Annotated in this window: 15 protein-coding genes; 6 read left to right on the top strand and 9 right to left on the bottom strand. The window is 67.7% G+C overall.

Going from position 1 to position 14187, the window contains the following annotated elements:
- Positions 1 to 34: 34 nt before the first annotated feature.
- The 7 genes from IEW87_RS02170 to IEW87_RS14985 form a co-directional block, all read right to left on the bottom strand.
- A complete protein-coding gene (locus IEW87_RS02170) occupies positions 35 to 898 on the bottom strand; it encodes an ATP-binding cassette domain-containing protein (protein ID WP_188710676.1) in 864 nt (287 codons plus the stop codon).
- A complete protein-coding gene (locus IEW87_RS02165; RefSeq protein ID WP_229730854.1) occupies positions 895 to 2670 on the bottom strand; it encodes a dipeptide/oligopeptide/nickel ABC transporter permease/ATP-binding protein in 1776 nt (591 codons plus the stop codon). Before IEW87_RS02165 ends, IEW87_RS02170 begins: the two co-directional genes overlap by 4 nt.
- Entirely contained in the window at positions 2667 to 3611 is a 945-nt protein-coding gene (locus IEW87_RS02160; protein ID WP_188710674.1) for an ABC transporter permease, read from the bottom strand. Before IEW87_RS02160 ends, IEW87_RS02165 begins: the two co-directional genes overlap by 4 nt.
- The gene (locus IEW87_RS02155; protein WP_188710673.1) at positions 3608 to 5158 is read right to left on the bottom strand and encodes an ABC transporter substrate-binding protein; all 1551 of its coding nucleotides are present in this window, start codon (positions 5156 to 5158) and stop codon (positions 3608 to 3610) included. The genes IEW87_RS02160 and IEW87_RS02155 overlap by 4 nt, the downstream gene beginning before the upstream one ends.
- Before the next feature lie 135 nt (positions 5159 to 5293).
- Complete coding sequence (locus IEW87_RS02150; RefSeq protein ID WP_188710672.1) at positions 5294 to 7225, bottom strand: nuclear transport factor 2 family protein; 1932 nt, start codon at positions 7223 to 7225, stop codon at positions 5294 to 5296.
- A gap of 223 nt (positions 7226 to 7448) precedes the next feature.
- Positions 7449 to 8309 (bottom strand): alpha/beta fold hydrolase, encoded by an 861-nt coding sequence (locus tag IEW87_RS02145; protein WP_188710671.1) that lies wholly within the window; start codon positions 8307 to 8309, stop codon positions 7449 to 7451.
- A gap of 121 nt (positions 8310 to 8430) precedes the next feature.
- Positions 8431 to 8814, bottom strand: a complete 384-nt coding sequence (locus IEW87_RS14985) for a hypothetical protein (RefSeq protein WP_229731206.1) — start codon at positions 8812 to 8814, stop codon at positions 8431 to 8433.
- Here IEW87_RS14985 and IEW87_RS14980 point away from each other — a divergent pair.
- The gene (locus tag IEW87_RS14980; protein ID WP_229731165.1) at positions 8755 to 8907 is read left to right on the top strand and encodes a CGNR zinc finger domain-containing protein; all 153 of its coding nucleotides are present in this window, start codon (positions 8755 to 8757) and stop codon (positions 8905 to 8907) included. The genes IEW87_RS14985 and IEW87_RS14980 overlap by 60 nt on opposite strands.
- A gap of 46 nt (positions 8908 to 8953) precedes the next feature.
- On the opposite strand, the gene IEW87_RS02135 is transcribed toward IEW87_RS14980, so the two are convergent.
- Positions 8954 to 9649, bottom strand: a complete 696-nt coding sequence (locus IEW87_RS02135) for an SDR family oxidoreductase (RefSeq protein ID WP_188710669.1) — start codon at positions 9647 to 9649, stop codon at positions 8954 to 8956.
- A 79-nt stretch (positions 9650 to 9728) separates the two neighbouring features.
- On the opposite strand from IEW87_RS02135, the gene IEW87_RS02130 reads away from it, so the two are divergent.
- Both IEW87_RS02130 and IEW87_RS02125 read left to right on the top strand, forming a co-directional pair.
- A complete protein-coding gene (locus IEW87_RS02130; RefSeq protein ID WP_188710668.1) occupies positions 9729 to 10277 on the top strand; it encodes a TetR/AcrR family transcriptional regulator in 549 nt (182 codons plus the stop codon).
- A gap of 132 nt (positions 10278 to 10409) precedes the next feature.
- A complete protein-coding gene (locus IEW87_RS02125; protein ID WP_188710667.1) occupies positions 10410 to 11018 on the top strand; it encodes a TetR/AcrR family transcriptional regulator in 609 nt (202 codons plus the stop codon).
- A 1-nt stretch (position 11019) separates the two neighbouring features.
- On the opposite strand, the gene IEW87_RS02120 is transcribed toward IEW87_RS02125, so the two are convergent.
- Positions 11020 to 11949 carry a helix-turn-helix domain-containing protein gene (locus tag IEW87_RS02120; protein WP_188710666.1) on the bottom strand — a complete coding sequence of 310 codons (930 nt, stop codon included), beginning with the start codon at positions 11947 to 11949 and terminating at the stop codon, positions 11020 to 11022.
- Positions 11950 to 11996: 47 nt separating this feature from the next.
- Here IEW87_RS02120 and IEW87_RS02115 point away from each other — a divergent pair, with 47 nt between their 5' ends.
- The 3 genes from IEW87_RS02115 to cspE all read left to right on the top strand — a co-directional run bounded on the left by IEW87_RS02115 (position 11997) and on the right by cspE (position 14043).
- On the top strand, positions 11997 to 12680 hold the full coding sequence (locus tag IEW87_RS02115; protein ID WP_188710665.1) for an SDR family NAD(P)-dependent oxidoreductase: 684 nt from the start codon (positions 11997 to 11999) through the stop codon (positions 12678 to 12680).
- A gap of 85 nt (positions 12681 to 12765) precedes the next feature.
- Positions 12766 to 13566, top strand: a complete 801-nt coding sequence (locus IEW87_RS02110; protein ID WP_188710664.1) for an NAD(P)H-dependent oxidoreductase — start codon at positions 12766 to 12768, stop codon at positions 13564 to 13566.
- A gap of 270 nt (positions 13567 to 13836) precedes the next feature.
- Positions 13837 to 14043 (top strand): transcription antiterminator/RNA stability regulator CspE, encoded by a 207-nt coding sequence (gene cspE / locus IEW87_RS02105; RefSeq protein ID WP_188710663.1) that lies wholly within the window; start codon positions 13837 to 13839, stop codon positions 14041 to 14043.
- The last annotated feature ends 144 nt before the right edge of the window (positions 14044 to 14187 follow it).

Genomic DNA, 14187 nt, shown 5'->3' with positions numbered 1-14187 from the left:
CCCTCGTCGGAGAACGAGGCGGACTTGTCCGCGGTCACCGAGCGTCGACGCGATCGCCCCGCGCCAGATCCCGGAGCATTTCGCGCCGACGTGCCTGCTCGTCAGGGTCGGCCACGGGGGACGACACGAACAGCCGCTTCACGTACGGGTGGCGCGGGTTCTCCGTGATCTCGCGTGCGCGGCCGGATTCCACGATCCTGCCGTCGAGGAGCACCACCACGTCGTGGCTGATGTGTCTGATCACGCTGAGGTCATGCGAGACGAAGAGGTACGCGACACCGGTGCGCTGCTGCAGCTCGATGAGCAGGTCCAGCACATGCGCTTGCGTCTTGAGGTCCAGCCCCGACACGGGCTCATCGCAGACGATGAGGCGGGGATCCGTCGCGAGGCTGCGCGCGATGGCGACGCGTTGGCGCTGGCCCCCGGAGAACTCGCTCGGGAGACGGCGGGCGGCGTCTGAGGGCAGGTGCACCGCATCCAGCAGCTTCCGGACGCGGGTCCGCGCGTCCCGCGCGGACCCGCCCTGAGCGATGAGCGGCTCGGCAAGGATCTCCTGAATCTCCATCGCTGGGTTCAGCGACGAGTAGGGATCCTGGAAGATGACCTGGATCTCGCTCGTGAGCGGTCGGCGCTGACGACGGGAGAGGTGCGTAATGTCCTGTCCGTCGAAGGTGATGGAGCCCTCCAGGGGCGTTGCCAGCCCCAAGATGGCCCGGCCGATCGTCGATTTCCCGGAACCGGATTCTCCGACCAGGCCGAGCGTGGTGCCGCTCGGCACCGTGAAGCTCACGTCACTCACGACGGCCTGCGACGACCGGCGCCGCCTGCTGCCGTAGCCGACAGCGAGGTCTCGGACGCTCAACAGAGAGGCGGTGTCACGGACGCGTTCCTCGATCATTGGCTGCCCTCTCCGTGCAGAGCGTTCATACGTTCATCGATGTCGTCTCGTGTGGTGGCGTCGTTGAGCATCGACTCCAGCAGCGAAGCGGTGTAGTCGTGTTGGGGTGCACGCAGGATGGCGCGCACGTCTCCGGTCTCGACGATCTCGCCTTGGGACATGACCGCGACGCGGTCGCAGATGTCAGCGACCACACCGAGATTGTGGGTGACCATGAGGACCGCCATGCCGCTGTCCTGCTGGAGTGCTCGCAGGATGTCGAGCACGTCAGCTTGCACGGTCACGTCCAACGCCGTCGTCGGCTCATCGGCGATCAGGATCCGTGGCCGGCAGGACACCGCGCCGGCGATGAGGACGCGCTGGGCCATGCCGCCGGACAGCTGGAAGGGGTAGGACGAGAACACCTTCTCGGGGTCGCGGATCCCTACGGTTCCGAGCAGCTCCAGCGCGCGATCGCGCGCCTCGCCTCGTGTGAGCCCGAGCTTCTTCTGCATCGGGACGACGAGCTGGCTGCCGATCGTGAAGGTGGGGTCGAGGTTCGACATCGGTTCCTGGGGGACGTACGCGATGTCCCCGCCGCGGATCCGCTCGTACGCGCGCTCACTGGCGCGGGTCAGCTCCGTCTCGCCGAGCCGGATGGATCCGTCCGTGATGCGTCCGCCGTGCGGCAGGAGCCCGAGCATCGCGAGAGCCGTTTGCGATTTTCCGGAGCCGGACTCGCCCACGAGACCGAGAACTTCGCCCCGGCGGAGGTCCAGCGAGACGCCATGGACGACCTCGACGTCTCCGCTGCGGTACCCGTAAGCGACTCGCAGCCCGCTGACGCTCAGCAGCGTGTCCTCATCCTGCGCCGGCGAACCGAGTGCCGCCGACTGCCGTCCTGCGCGTTCGGGCCGCTGGCCACGCCTCCGGCTCTGCGATTGGCTGCGCTCCTCCAGGGTGTCCCGGAGCGCGTTGGCGAAGAGCACGAGCGCCATGCTGACGACCCCGATGGCGAGGCTCGGCCACAGGATGAGCCGGGGAGAGTCGTGCATGCGCCGGAATCCCTCGTTCAGCATTCCGCCCCACGACGGCACGCTGATGTCTCCGACACCGAGGAACTCGAGGCCCGCCTGGATGGCGATCGCGATGACCGCCAGGCGTGCGCCCTGGATGAGGATGGGCGCGCGCACGACAGCGACGATGTGTCGGAAGAGGATCCGCGTGTCGGAGAGCCCCGAGACGATGGCGGCATCCACGAAGAGTTCGCCGCGTACGGCGAGCACCGAGGCGCGCACGATGCGGAAGTAGGCCGGCGCGAGCATCGCCCCGAAGATCGCCATCGCCAACCAGATCGACGGCCCCATGACGGCGCTGACGGCCAGCAGCACGATAATGCCCGGGAGGGCCATGACGAGATCGCTCACCCAGCTCGTGACAGTGTCGACGGATCCGCGGTGGTAGCCCGCCAGGATTCCCGCGGGCACCCCCAGGACCAGCGCCACGACGACCGTGAGCACCGCGCCGAGAAGGTTGATGCGCGCTCCCCAGATCAAGCGGCTCAGGATGTCGCGCCCCGTGGTGTCCGTCCCGAGCCAGTGCTCTCCTGACGGCCCTTGCATCGCGCTGGAGAGATTGCCTGCCTCTGGCGGGGCGAGGGGGAGGAGCGGCGCCGACGCGGCGATCAGCACGACGAGCACGAGTGTGACAGCTGATCCGGTGCCGAGCGGATTCCCGAAGAAGCGACGGGCGATGCCGGACCGCGGAACCGGAACAGTGGCTACGGCGTTCACGCGTTCATCCTCACCTTCGGATTGATCCATGCGATCAGCAGGTCGACGAGCAGGTTGACGATGACGACGATCACGACGTAGGTCATCAGAATGCCGAGGATGACGGGGATGTCGGACCGCAGTGCCGCTTGAACGGCGAGCGAACCGAGGCCCGGCAGGGCGAACACGACTTCGATCACGACGGAGGCGCCGAGGAGCCCGACGACCTGGACGGCCAGCGCCGCCATTCCCGGCGTCGCGGAGTTCCGCAGCACCGTTGTCATCAGCAGATACCGGCTCGGAAGCCCCCGGCTGCGCCGGGTGCGAAAGTAGTCGCTCTTCACCACCGTGATCGCCGACGAGCGCACGTGCTGAGCGACGCCGACGACGCCGGAGATGGTCATCGCGATGACCGGCAGCGTGAGCGACGCGAGCCATCCGACCGGCGATTCATGGAGGGGCACGTAGCCGGTCGCCGGCAGCCACCGCAACTGCACGGCGAACACGGTGGCCATGAAGATCGCGATGACGAAGGCGGGAAGCGCATCGGCGACCGTCACCAGCACCTGCAGGATCCGGTCGACGCTGCCGCGGTTGATGGCCGCCACGATGCCGAGGGCGAACGCGATCAGCGCGGTCAGTGCGGTCACGGCGATCACCAGCGACAGCGTCGCCGGAAGGCGCGAGGCGATCGCCTCCGTGACCGGTTGGGGCGTGAAATAGGACCTGCCGAGATCTCCTTGCGTCGCACGCAGCAGCCAGTCGCCGTATCGCACGATGAGCGGACGGTCTAAGCCAAGCTCCACGGCCTTCTGATCGACCTGTTCGTCGCTCGCAAGCTCACCGAGGACGTTGCGGGCGATGTTGTCGATCCCCGGAAGAACGAGCAGCTGAGCGATGAACGAGATCGCCAGAATGAGGGTGAAACCCGAGAGCGCGCGTTTGAGGAGCAGCGTACTCACGAGGCTGGCGCGAACGCCCAGATCGGCGGCTGAACATAGCCGGGCTGAACCGTGAGGCTGATCTCGGGGGCAGTCAGGTAGAACATCGCGGGCCGATACAGCGGCGCGAACCAATGGTTTTCCACGAGGTACTCATTCACTGCCTGGCCAGCTGCGGCGCGTTCGTCGTCGGCGGCGAACTGCAGCTCCTCGATCAGCTCATTCAGCTCGGAGGTCTCGGATCCGAACGGATTGTATTGGGTGTCGGGAGCAACCGAGAGTTGGATGACTGACCAGGTGTCCAGAAGCTGGAGGTTCGAGAAGTACACCACGCCGAAGTCGCCGGCCATGATCGACGCCACCGCTTCTCCGGGGCCCCACTGCACGTCATCCGTCGTGACGCCGATCTCGTTCCAGTACTGGGAGATCGCGGTGTAGATCTCCGGGAGGATCGTGCCGGTGCGCGGCCACGGCAGCGTGAATCCGTCGGGATATCCGGCGTCCCCAAGAAGCTGCTTCGCGCGTTCCGGGTCGTAATCGTGGCTGCCTTCCAGCGCGTCGTCGAAGGCATCCATCGTGGGCGAGAAGATCTGGTCGGTTGCCTCGCCGTAGCCGCCGCGGATCGTCTCGATCATGGCGTCTGCGTCGATGGCGAGCGCGAGCGCTTCTCGCACGCGGGGATCCTCGAGCTCGGGCTGCAGCTCGCCGTCACGGTCGAAGAAGAACAGCCCCTCCCATGTCACCGCGGTGTCTTGCATGGTCGCGTCGGCGACGGCATCCCTGGCGTCGATCGCAGCCGCGGCCGTTGTGGTGTGGGCATACTGAATCTGGCCCGAGGCGAAGGCGTTGAGTCGCGCGACCTCATCCGGGAAGACCGAATAGGTGACGGTGGAGTATGGGTAGTCCTGTCCCCAGTACTCATCCTTCCGGTCGAAGACGTACTGCGACCCCTGCACCGACCCCTGAGCGTCGAGCGTGTATGGACCAGTTCCGTCCGGTTCCCTCGCGATCTCGTCCGTGCCGAGCGTGTTCGGGTTCCCCATCAGCCCCGCGGCCTGCGTGAGAGAGAACAGCAGCCCGGGATCCGGCTGGGAGAGAGTGAGCTGCACCGTCTCGTCGTCGACGACCGTGGCGTCGGCGACGTGCTGAAGCAGGGGGCCCGCCGGCGTCGCGAAGGCCTGGAAGTGCTCGATGTTGGCCTTGACCGCGGCGGCATCGAAGGGAGTGCCGTCGTCGAAGGCGATTCCCTCCTCGAGCGCCAGTGTGAGTTCCGTCCGGTCATCGTTGTATTCGTACCCCGAGGCGAGCTTGGGGGTCACCTGACCATCGGCGCCGATGACGAAGAGCGTGTCGTAGACCGCCAGTGCGTAAGGGAGGTACGGGCTCTCACCGAAGCCGGCCGGGTCCCAGCTCGTCGGTTCGGTGAACGAATAAAGCGTTAGTGTCCCCGCGTCGCCATCCTGTGAGCCGTCGGCCTGCGGAGAGGACGAGTCCGCGCAGGACGCGAGGAGGCCGAGGCTGGCCGCAGCCGCGGCCGCAATTGCGATCAAGCGCCGAGTTCGAAACATGAGACTTCCTTGTCGTCGTTCCCGAGTACCACGGGTGAACGGGCATCTTCGGGCATTCGTCGATTGTTACGCTAGTGCGCGTGTTCACACTACGCAATGCTTGTCCACATTACGATCAGGTATCGAGGCGCGCTGTCAGTGTTCGTCGAGAGCGATGCCGTCGGCGGACGGGCCCGCAGGGGGGAGCTCGTAGCCGTGAGCGGTCATGCGCGTCGCCGGGCGCTTGCCGCTCGGCACGCAGTCTGGCCAGAAATGCTCCGGCGTGCGGCCCGAGACGGGGTTGCGATAGTGAAACCACATCGTCAGGAGCTCCGGCCAGACGCGCGTTCGGCCGGGTCCGCCGCGGAACCCCTCCATGCGCTCTCCGAGCTCAGTGAGCAGAATGTCGGGCGGGTAGATGTCGACCAGCCTGCTGGGCGGCGGGTTCGGGGCGTCGCGCGGGCGCTTCTGCGCCGACGCCCAGCCGCCGTGCCACGTCGGTGAATCGAAGTAGTGCTCGTCGATCGTGAGGCTCCACAGTCGCCATGTCCCGTCCTCGAGCACTGCCTGGTCGTTCGGGTACATTCCGCCGAAGAATCCAGTGAAATCGGGCGTCACGTCCATCGCCGTGCGAGGTTGCAGGAGACGCGTGCGGATCGTCGCGGATCGAGCGTCGTGCGACACCAAGATGACGGGCTGGATGCGCCAGTGGAACGAGATTCGTTCGCGCAGCGCGTCGAAGGTGCGTGCCCCGCCGTAGAAGGCGTCGACCGCGCCGTGAATACGATCGCGCCCGATGAAGTAGCCCGCGAACGGGTTCTGCTTGTTTCCCTCGACGGCGAAGATTCCGGCCATCTCTCGCCATTGGAAGTCGTCGATGTAGAAGCCATAGGCGCTCGAGACGTTCTCGGCTCCCTCGTAGGCGGCCGAGCGTCGGAGACGTCGACTGAGGTCGGCGAGGTCGGGCGGTGAACCGTGGTGAGCGGGATCGGGCGTCGCGCGTGCGGCGCGCCCGCGGATGTCGATGAAGGCGGGCGGAGCGGTGCGCTCTGCCGCCGCATGACCGCTGTGGGCGAAGCCGCGCTGGTAGTCGGCCTCGAGCAGCGGTGCGACGTGAACCTCCGTCAGCTTCCAGAGGGCGCCGTCCTTCACGAAGCGGTTTCGGAAGGCCGCGAAAGACCAGGCGCCGGTGCCCGTGTTCGCGTCCCCCAGCATGCCGATCTCCAGGCCGCGTGCGACGGCCTCGCGGCCGTCGGGGGCGACCTCGACGATGAGGTCGAAGAGGGGGCGGTCGTTCAGCTGGCCGTCCTCAAGGCCCTCCGGCCCCATGCGCTCGAGAGCGCGCCGTACGCCAGCGAGCCCGACCTCCGCCGGCTCGCCGTCCACGAGGAACACGGCGTCGGCGGTGAAGAGATCGACGACGTCACTCCACATTCTGCGATCGACGTAATAGCCGAAACTGTGCTGCAGGTTCCGGACCGCGTCCTCATCGTTCAGGCGCTGGATGCGCGCGGCCAGCTGCGGCGCAGTGGCGGCGGTGGGCGGCGCTGTGCCGGCGGGCGCCGGAAGGGGGGTGCCGGCCTCGTCGAGGGTGAAATGGGGTGGCACGATCGGCACGGGGGCACCGTCGACGTTCGTCCACCCCGTGGCGTAGTCGCCCTCGTAGATCGCATGGAAGCGCATCGCGCAGATCCGCCACTGTCCCTCGTCGAGGCGGTAGTCGTTCTCGTAGACGCCGCCTTCGATCCGGGCGCTTCGCACGCCGTCGCTCATGAACCGGATCGCGTTCCAGCGCGTTTGGGCACGTCGGCCGTCGGTGGAAAGGTTGCTGAGTGGCTGCTCGATCACCTCCGTGTAGAGCGCGCCAGGCAGAGACGCCCCCTCGACAGTGTTCTGCAACCAAGCCGCGATCTCGTCGCGTCCGGATATCGTGCGGCCGCGCGACTCGACGGTGGCGTCCGCCGTGAAAAGCGCGGCCATCTCGGCCCAGAGTCCGTACTGTGCGAGGTGGGTATACGCGCGCTGCACATCCTTCGCCTCGCGGAGCGATTCGACGCGTTCGACATCGCGGGCGAGTTCGTTGATCATCGCTTGTCCGTCTCGAGCAGTCGGGGACGGACTCCGGCAGCGGACGTGCTCGGGCAATCGTGGCGTTTCATGTGGCGACTCCGTTCGGGGCGCAGCGGTGGGCCCGCCCTCAGTCAACCAGCATTGAGTGCACCATGCAATCAAAAAGTTCGGATAGTGAACGCGCGTGCGATGCGTGCGGAGAGCGGTTGCGCGCGCGGCGCGACCACGTGTCGAGCGGGGGTCAGAACTCGCCGCGCCAGTCGCGGATGATGGCGACCGCCTCGTCGAAGTGCGACTCGAGCAGGAAGTGTCCGGCATCGAGCAGTTCGATGCGTGCGTGCGGCGCGTGCCGTCGGAACGCCCGCGCGCCGTCCGGCCCGAAGATCTCGTCATTCGCGCCCCACAGCGCGAGCACGGGGAGCTGTGATCGCGCCATCCAGTCCTGCAGCTTCGGGTACAGCGCGCGATTGGTGACGTAGTCCGCGAAGAGCGCCAGTTGGGCATGATCGACTCCGGGCCGCGACATCTGCGCGATGTCGTGTTCCCACGCCTCGGGGGCGATCGTCGTCACGTCGGGTACGCCGTGGGTGTACTGCCACTCGATCGCCTCCCGGGAGAGCGCGAAGCGCAGCGCGCTCTCCGTCTCGGCCGTCGGGGTCTCGGCGTGCGCCCAGAGAGGAGCCCAGAACTCGGGGACGAACCCCTCCTCGTAGGCGTTGCCGTTCTGCGAGATGATGCCCTCGACTGCGGCGGGCTCCCACAGTGCGAGACGCCACGCGATCGGCGCGCCGTAGTCCTGGACGTACACGGTGTAGCGTTCCACGCCAACCGTGGCGAGGAACGCGTGCGTGACCGTCGCGAGACTGTCAAATGTGTAAGAGAACTCCTCGACTGACGGTGCAGACGAGCGGCCGAAGCCGATGTGGTCCGGCGCGATGACGCGATATCGATCTGCGAGTGCGGGGATCAGGTGTCGGAACATGTGCGAGCTGGTCGGGTATCCGTGCAGCAGCAGGAGTACGGGGGCGTCCTGCGGGCCTGCTTCGCGGTAGAAGACATCGAGTCCGTTGATCGAGACGGTGCGGTGGTGAACGCGTGCCATGATTAACCCCTTAAACTAAGGTAACTGGTTAGAACGTAATGTAGCAGGAGGGCATCGGGCAGGCAACGGTCGGTGCTCCAGGGCGAACGCGGAGGTGCTCGTGGTGGAAGACGAGGAGTTGCTACTGGCCGTTCTCAACAGCAGTCCTGTCGAGGGTGGCCACCTTCAGGAGCAGTTGGCGGGCAGCGCCGGCGGCAGCCTCGCCCGACGCTTCGGTGGTGATGGATCCGAGGGGGAGCTCGTCCACCTTCGCGGCGTGCGTGATGCGCTCCAGCGCATAATTCGCGGTGACGATCGCGCGGTCGGGGAACTGACGCCTCTCGCCGCTCGCATCGTTCTCGAGCCGGAGGTTGCGCCGACGGGTCTTCAGTGGCGCTTGGTCGCCCCCGCCGGTGAACGTCTCGCGGCGCGCGCGCTCGTCGCCTGGTCCGAGACGCAGCGGCAGTTGCCGAATCGCCTGCGACCGTGTGCCAACACGGAATGCAACCTCTTTCTCATCGATCACAGTCGGCCGGGGACGGCCAAGTGGTGCTCGATGGCGACGTGCGGCAATCGGATGAAGGCGCGCGCGCATGCGGAGCGCGCTCGTCGCTCCTGATGCCCCCGAGGCATCCGGGCCGTCGGCCGCCCTCGGCGCGGCGCGCTCAGGCCGCGTAACGCGCGGTCGGTGCGAGGTCGAGCGCTGATTTGACCGCCCGGGTGACGTCGTCGGCGATCACCTCGTCGGCGCCGGCCTCGATGCCGTCGAGGGCCGCCGCGACGGCGTCGTGACGCGAGATCTTCGGAACGTCCATGCTGGCAGTCATCTCGGTGTCGACCATCGCCATGTGCAGGCCGACGACCTGTGTGCCCTGTGCGGCGAGTTCGTGTCGCGTCGCATCGGTCAGGCTCCACGCGGCCGCCTTGCTCATGGCGTACGCGCCGGCGCCGACCGCGGTGTACCAGGACGCGGCGGACAGCACGTTGAGGATCGCACCGCCGCCGTTGCGTCTGAGGACCGGCGCGAAGGCGCGCGAGAGGGCGAGAGTGCCGAACAGGTTGGTCTCCATATCGCGCCGGATCGCGCTCATCGCGCCCGTCAAGAGGTCGGCGCCCGAGGCCACGCCGGCGTTGTTGATGAGGAGGGTCACGTCGCTCGCGGCGGCGGCCGCCTGGGCGATCGCCTCTTCGTCGGTGATGTCCAGTTCGATCACCTCGACTCCAGTGGCCGTGATCGACTGGGCGCTTCGGGCGGTCGCATAGACCTTGCGGGCGCCGCGTTCGGCGAGCTGACGAACGAACTCCGCGCCGATTCCGCGGTTGGCTCCGGTGACGAGGGCGATGCTGTCGGTGATCTGCATGGCGGGCTTTCTGTAGTGATCGATAAAGATTTACGGCGCCACGCTAGCACATCTGTAGCGAACGATATAGAATGGGGGGATGACCCCCGGGAGACCGCGGTCCTTCGACCGTGAGGCGGCGATCCTCGTCGCGATGGAGCAGTTCTGGAGGGACGGCTACGAGTCGACGACCGTCGCTCGGCTCACCGGCGCGATCGGGATCGCGGCGCCGAGCCTCTACGCGGCGTTCGGGGACAAAGATCGTCTCTTTCAGGCGGCGGCAGATCGCTACGTCGAGATGATCGATCGCCAGTTCGACGTGGTGCTCGCGCTCCCGACCTTTCGCGAGAGCGTCGCCGAAATGCTCCGCCTCAGCGCCGAATCCCACACCAGTGACGGCAGTCCGCCAGGGTGCTTCCTCGCCCTCGAACCGCGGCTCGCCGATCGGCGAGCGGTCCTCCGAGGGCGCCTCGCTGACCGTGCGGCACAGGGGGTCGTCGACGGCGACGTTCCGGCGGAACGCGATCCCGAGCAGCTCGCCGGTTTCATCATGGCCGTCCACAGCGGGATGGCGGCGCGCGCGCGTGACGGCGGGTCGACCGCCGAGGTCTCGGCGATTGCGGAGGCGGCACTGACCGCGCTGCCGTAACCGACGTGGCAGGGCACATCGCTCTTTCGAGATCCCGGATCGGCCGACGAATTCGGCGAGCGTCGCTCGCGCGCCGTCGGACCGGTGACGGATGGTAACTTAGCGATTCGGGCAGCGTCTCAGGGGGTCAAGATGGCGGAGGGGTCCGGCGCCACGCGGCGCCGACTGTCGAAGGCGGAGCGCCGCGCGCAGCTGCTCGACTCCGCGCGCGACCTGATCCGCGACGCCGGCACGGGCGAGTTCACCCTCGCGCGGCTCGCTGACCGCGCCGGCGTCACCAAGCCGCTCGTCTACGGCCACTTCGGCGACAGGTCGGGCGTCTTCGCGGAGCTCTATCGTGAGTTCGAGGAGCGGCAGCGCGAAACGCTCGCCGTCGCGCTCGAGCAGGCCGATCAGAGCCTCGAGAAGGTCGCGCACCTCATCGCCGACGCCTACATTGTCTGCTCTCTCGCCGAGGGGCGCGAGCTCGCCGACGTCGTCGCGGCGCTCACGGAGTCGGACGAACTTTCGGGGGTGCGCCTCGAAGCCGAGCGCGCGTACCTCGCGATGTGTCGCGTGGCGCTCGAGTCGCACGTCGGATCCGTGGACACCGCCGCACTCCAGGCCATCGTCGGCGCCGGCGAGGCCCTCGCTCGGGCGGCGCTGACCGATCGGATCCCCGAGGCCGCCGCGCGGGTGACGCTCGAACGCGTCATCATCGCGGTCGCGGCGGCTCCGGCTGATTCGACCGCCGCAGGGTAGGTCACCTCGAAGCGACCGCCGCGGGCTCGCGTCCGAGCAACGAGAGTCGGTCGGCGTCCGGCGACCCCGGCTCGGCGTGAAGGATGACGAGCGTCAGCCCCTCGCTGCCCGTGATCGCGAGTCGCTCACGGTGCAGCGTCATGAGGCCGGCCATCGGGTGGTCGACGCGCACGGGCGCCCCGTGCTGACCGCGCACGTCATGGCGTGCCCAGAGCTCGCGGAACCGCGCGCTGTGCTGCAGAAGTTCGGCGACCAGCGCACCGAGGCGCTGATCCTCGAGGGCGTGCGGTGCCGCCCGGCGTAGACCCGTCACGAGACAGACGGTGACGTCGTGCCAATCGGGGAAAAGCGCGTGCTCCTCGGGATCCAGGAAGACGTCGCGCAGCTGGTTGCCGCCGGGGGCGAGACGGGGCGAGAGGGCACGGGCCGCCGCGTTGGACGCCACGATGTCGGAGGCGCCGTCCTCAAGGAAGGCCGGTTGCGACATCGTGTCGACGAGGGTGATAAGTCCGGCGGCGGGTGATGGCGTCTCGTGGACGCGGTCGGACCCGCGTGGCGAGCCCTGAGCGAGTGAGGCCACGTGCGCGCGGTGCTCGTCATCGAGCTGGAGGACGCGCGCGAGCGCCTCGAGCACCTGCGGCGACGGGTTGCGGTCCCTGCCGCGCTCGAGGCGCAGGTAGTAGTCGACGCTGATGCCCGCGAGCAGCGCCACCTCCTCGCGCCGCAGGCCGGGCACGCGGCGATGCCCCGTGGGAGGGATTCCCGCGGACTGGGGCGTGATCTGCGCGCGCCGCGCCTGCAGGTAGGAGCCGAGCGCGTTGCGGCGCTCGCGGGCCACGGTCGACGCCGTGACGGCGCGACGGTCGCGCGAAGGGGGCCCTGCGGATCCCCCGGCTGATCGGGGTTCTGTCTGCCACGTCGTGTCGCCCATACCGTCAACAACACCCCCTCCCGACCATTCATTTCGAAAGGACGATTATGACCATCACGCTCATCACCGGGGCGAACAAGGGCATCGGCTACGAGACAGCGAAGCGCCTCGTCGACGCGGGCCATCGCGTGTTCCTGGGTGCCCGCGACGTCGAGCGCGGCACGGCCGCGGCGGAATCGATCGGAGCCCGCTTCGTGCAGCTCGACGTCACCGACGACGCGTCCGTCGCGGCGGCGGCGACAGTGGTAGCCGAGGCCGAGGGGCGGCTGGATCTCGTGATCCACAACGCCGGCGTTCTCGAACTCGAACTGACGGGGAGCGCGGCGCTGAGAGCGTTCGACACGAACGCCGCTGGTCTCGTGCGCGTGACCGAGGCGACGCTTCCGCTGCTGCGTGCGTCAGCGGATCCGGCGGTGGTCACAATTTCCAGCAGTGCGGGATCGTTCTGGGCCGTGACTCACCCTGATCGGCCCGAGTACGCCCTGGCGGCGCCGCTCTACTCGGCGTCGAAGGCGGCGGCGACGATGCTCACGCTGCAGTACGCGAAGGCGCATCCCGAGATCCGTTTCGTCGCCGTCGAGCCGGGGACCACCGCAACCGATCTGACGGCGGGCCTCGGGATCGGACGCCCGCCCGCCGAAACCGCGAACGCGATCACGCGCATCATCGACCTCGGCGGCGCAGTCCGGTCTGGCACGCTGCGCGACGAGTTCGGTCCCATCGCCTGGTGAGCGGCCGCACCCCGCCTCGTAGTTACGTATAGTAAGTTACTGAGCGTCACTTATCGGGGATCGATGCGAAGCGGGGAGCGGAATGATGGGCGAAACCAGCGACGACCGGCGGAGAACCGCCCTGTGGGTGCACGCGCACCCGAGGCGTGGATCCCTGAACGGGCGGCTCTTCGACGTCGGCACAACCGCGCTCGCGCCGCACTATGACGTCACGAGCAGCGACCTCTACGAGCAGCGCTTCGACCCCGTGCTGCGGGAGGACGACCTCGGATCGCTCGCCGGTGACCCGGGAAATATGGGCGACCTGTTGGCGGGCGCCTACGAAGCCGGCGAGCTGCCGAGTGACATCCGAGCGGAGCAGGACAAGCTCGCCGCAGCCGACCTCCTCGTGCTCCAGTTCCCGCTGTGGTGGTACGGGCCTCCCGCGATCCTGAAGGGGTGGTTCGACCGGGTCATCACCGGTGGCTTCGCCTTCGGCGACGTCGATCCGGAGTCGGGCATCCCGGTCCGCTACGGCGACGGGAGGTTCGCGGGGCGTCGCGCGCTCGTCGTCGTGACGGCGGGCGAGGACGCGCGCACGTTGGGGCCGCGCGGCATCAGCGGCGACCTCGACTCGTTGCTGTTCCCGTTGACCCACGGGGTGCTCTGGTACATCGGGATCGAGGCGGTCGACCTGCACGTCATCTTTGACGCAGACGATATCGACGGCGCGGGGGTGGACCGGGAAGCCGAGCGGCTGCGAGAGCGCCTGCGACACGTGGACGCCGAGCCCACGCGCCCTTTCCGTCGACTGCGGGATGGCGAGTATCGCGGAACCCGTGCGCTGCGGCATGACCTCGCACCGGGGCGCACGGATCTGGGGATCCATCGCGCGGACGTGGCGTGAGGTCGACGTCGGCACCTTTCACCCCAGAAAGTCTCATTTCACCCACGGTCTCGCTGAGAGCGAAGCCACCCGCTAGCCATGGGCTGTACCCTCTTTAGAGACGTCCTCTCTCGGTCGTCCGGCCCTCACTGTTTCCCCCCAACGGTGAGGGCTGTTTCTCGTTAAGGTGACAATTTTGGCCTAACCCTGTTGCGCAGACATGTTGGTGGGCTAAGTTGTGACCGTCGGCGTGAAATTGCGCCGACGTTCGCCCCGATAGAACGGCAATACATGAGCACCCAGGGCACCGTCAAGTGGTTCAACTCGGAGAAGGGCTTCGGCTTCATCTCCCCTGACGAGGGCGGCCAGGACGTCTTCGCGCACTTCAGTGCGATCCAGTCGAATGGCTACCGCACGCTGGAAGAGAACCAGCGCGTGGAGTTCGAAGTCACCCAGGGCCCGAAGGGCCTGCAGGCTGACAACATCGTTCCGCTCTGATCTGAGCCGAACCGCGCCCCGCATCTCATCACGAGATGCGGGGCGTTTCCGCGTCTGAGGTCATCTCCATGGCTTTCGTGTGACGCCCGGGACCCTTCCCGCGGTCACGAAGGGCCCGGGGTGTCACACGAACGACGGGGCCGC

Source organism: Microbacterium faecale (assembly GCF_014640975.1).
GTDB lineage: Bacteria > Actinomycetota > Actinomycetes > Actinomycetales > Microbacteriaceae > Microbacterium > Microbacterium faecale.
This window is presented reverse-complemented; position numbering and strand designations above follow the sequence as displayed.

Bases quoted from the DNA above. Each gene is read 5' to 3' on its own strand.
- IEW87_RS02170 (WP_188710676.1), bottom strand. From the start codon at position 898: ATGATCGAGGAACGCGTCCGTGACACCGCCTCTCTGTTGAGCGTCCGA.
- IEW87_RS02155 (WP_188710673.1), bottom strand. From the start codon at position 5,158: ATGTTTCGAACTCGGCGCTTGATCGCAATTGCGGCCGCGGCTGCGGCC.
- IEW87_RS02150 (WP_188710672.1), bottom strand. From the start codon at position 7,225: ATGATCAACGAACTCGCCCGCGATGTCGAACGCGTCGAATCGCTCCGC.
- IEW87_RS02145 (WP_188710671.1), bottom strand. From the start codon at position 8,309: ATGGCACGCGTTCACCACCGCACCGTCTCGATCAACGGACTCGATGTC.
- IEW87_RS02135 (WP_188710669.1), bottom strand. From the start codon at position 9,649: ATGCAGATCACCGACAGCATCGCCCTCGTCACCGGAGCCAACCGCGGA.
- IEW87_RS02130 (WP_188710668.1), top strand. From the start codon at position 9,729: ATGACCCCCGGGAGACCGCGGTCCTTCGACCGTGAGGCGGCGATCCTC.
- IEW87_RS02125 (WP_188710667.1), top strand. From the start codon at position 10,410: ATGGCGGAGGGGTCCGGCGCCACGCGGCGCCGACTGTCGAAGGCGGAG.
- IEW87_RS02120 (WP_188710666.1), bottom strand. From the start codon at position 11,949: ATGGGCGACACGACGTGGCAGACAGAACCCCGATCAGCCGGGGGATCC.
- IEW87_RS02115 (WP_188710665.1), top strand. From the start codon at position 11,997: ATGACCATCACGCTCATCACCGGGGCGAACAAGGGCATCGGCTACGAG.
- IEW87_RS02110 (WP_188710664.1), top strand. From the start codon at position 12,766: ATGGGCGAAACCAGCGACGACCGGCGGAGAACCGCCCTGTGGGTGCAC.
- cspE (WP_188710663.1), top strand. From the start codon at position 13,837: ATGAGCACCCAGGGCACCGTCAAGTGGTTCAACTCGGAGAAGGGCTTC.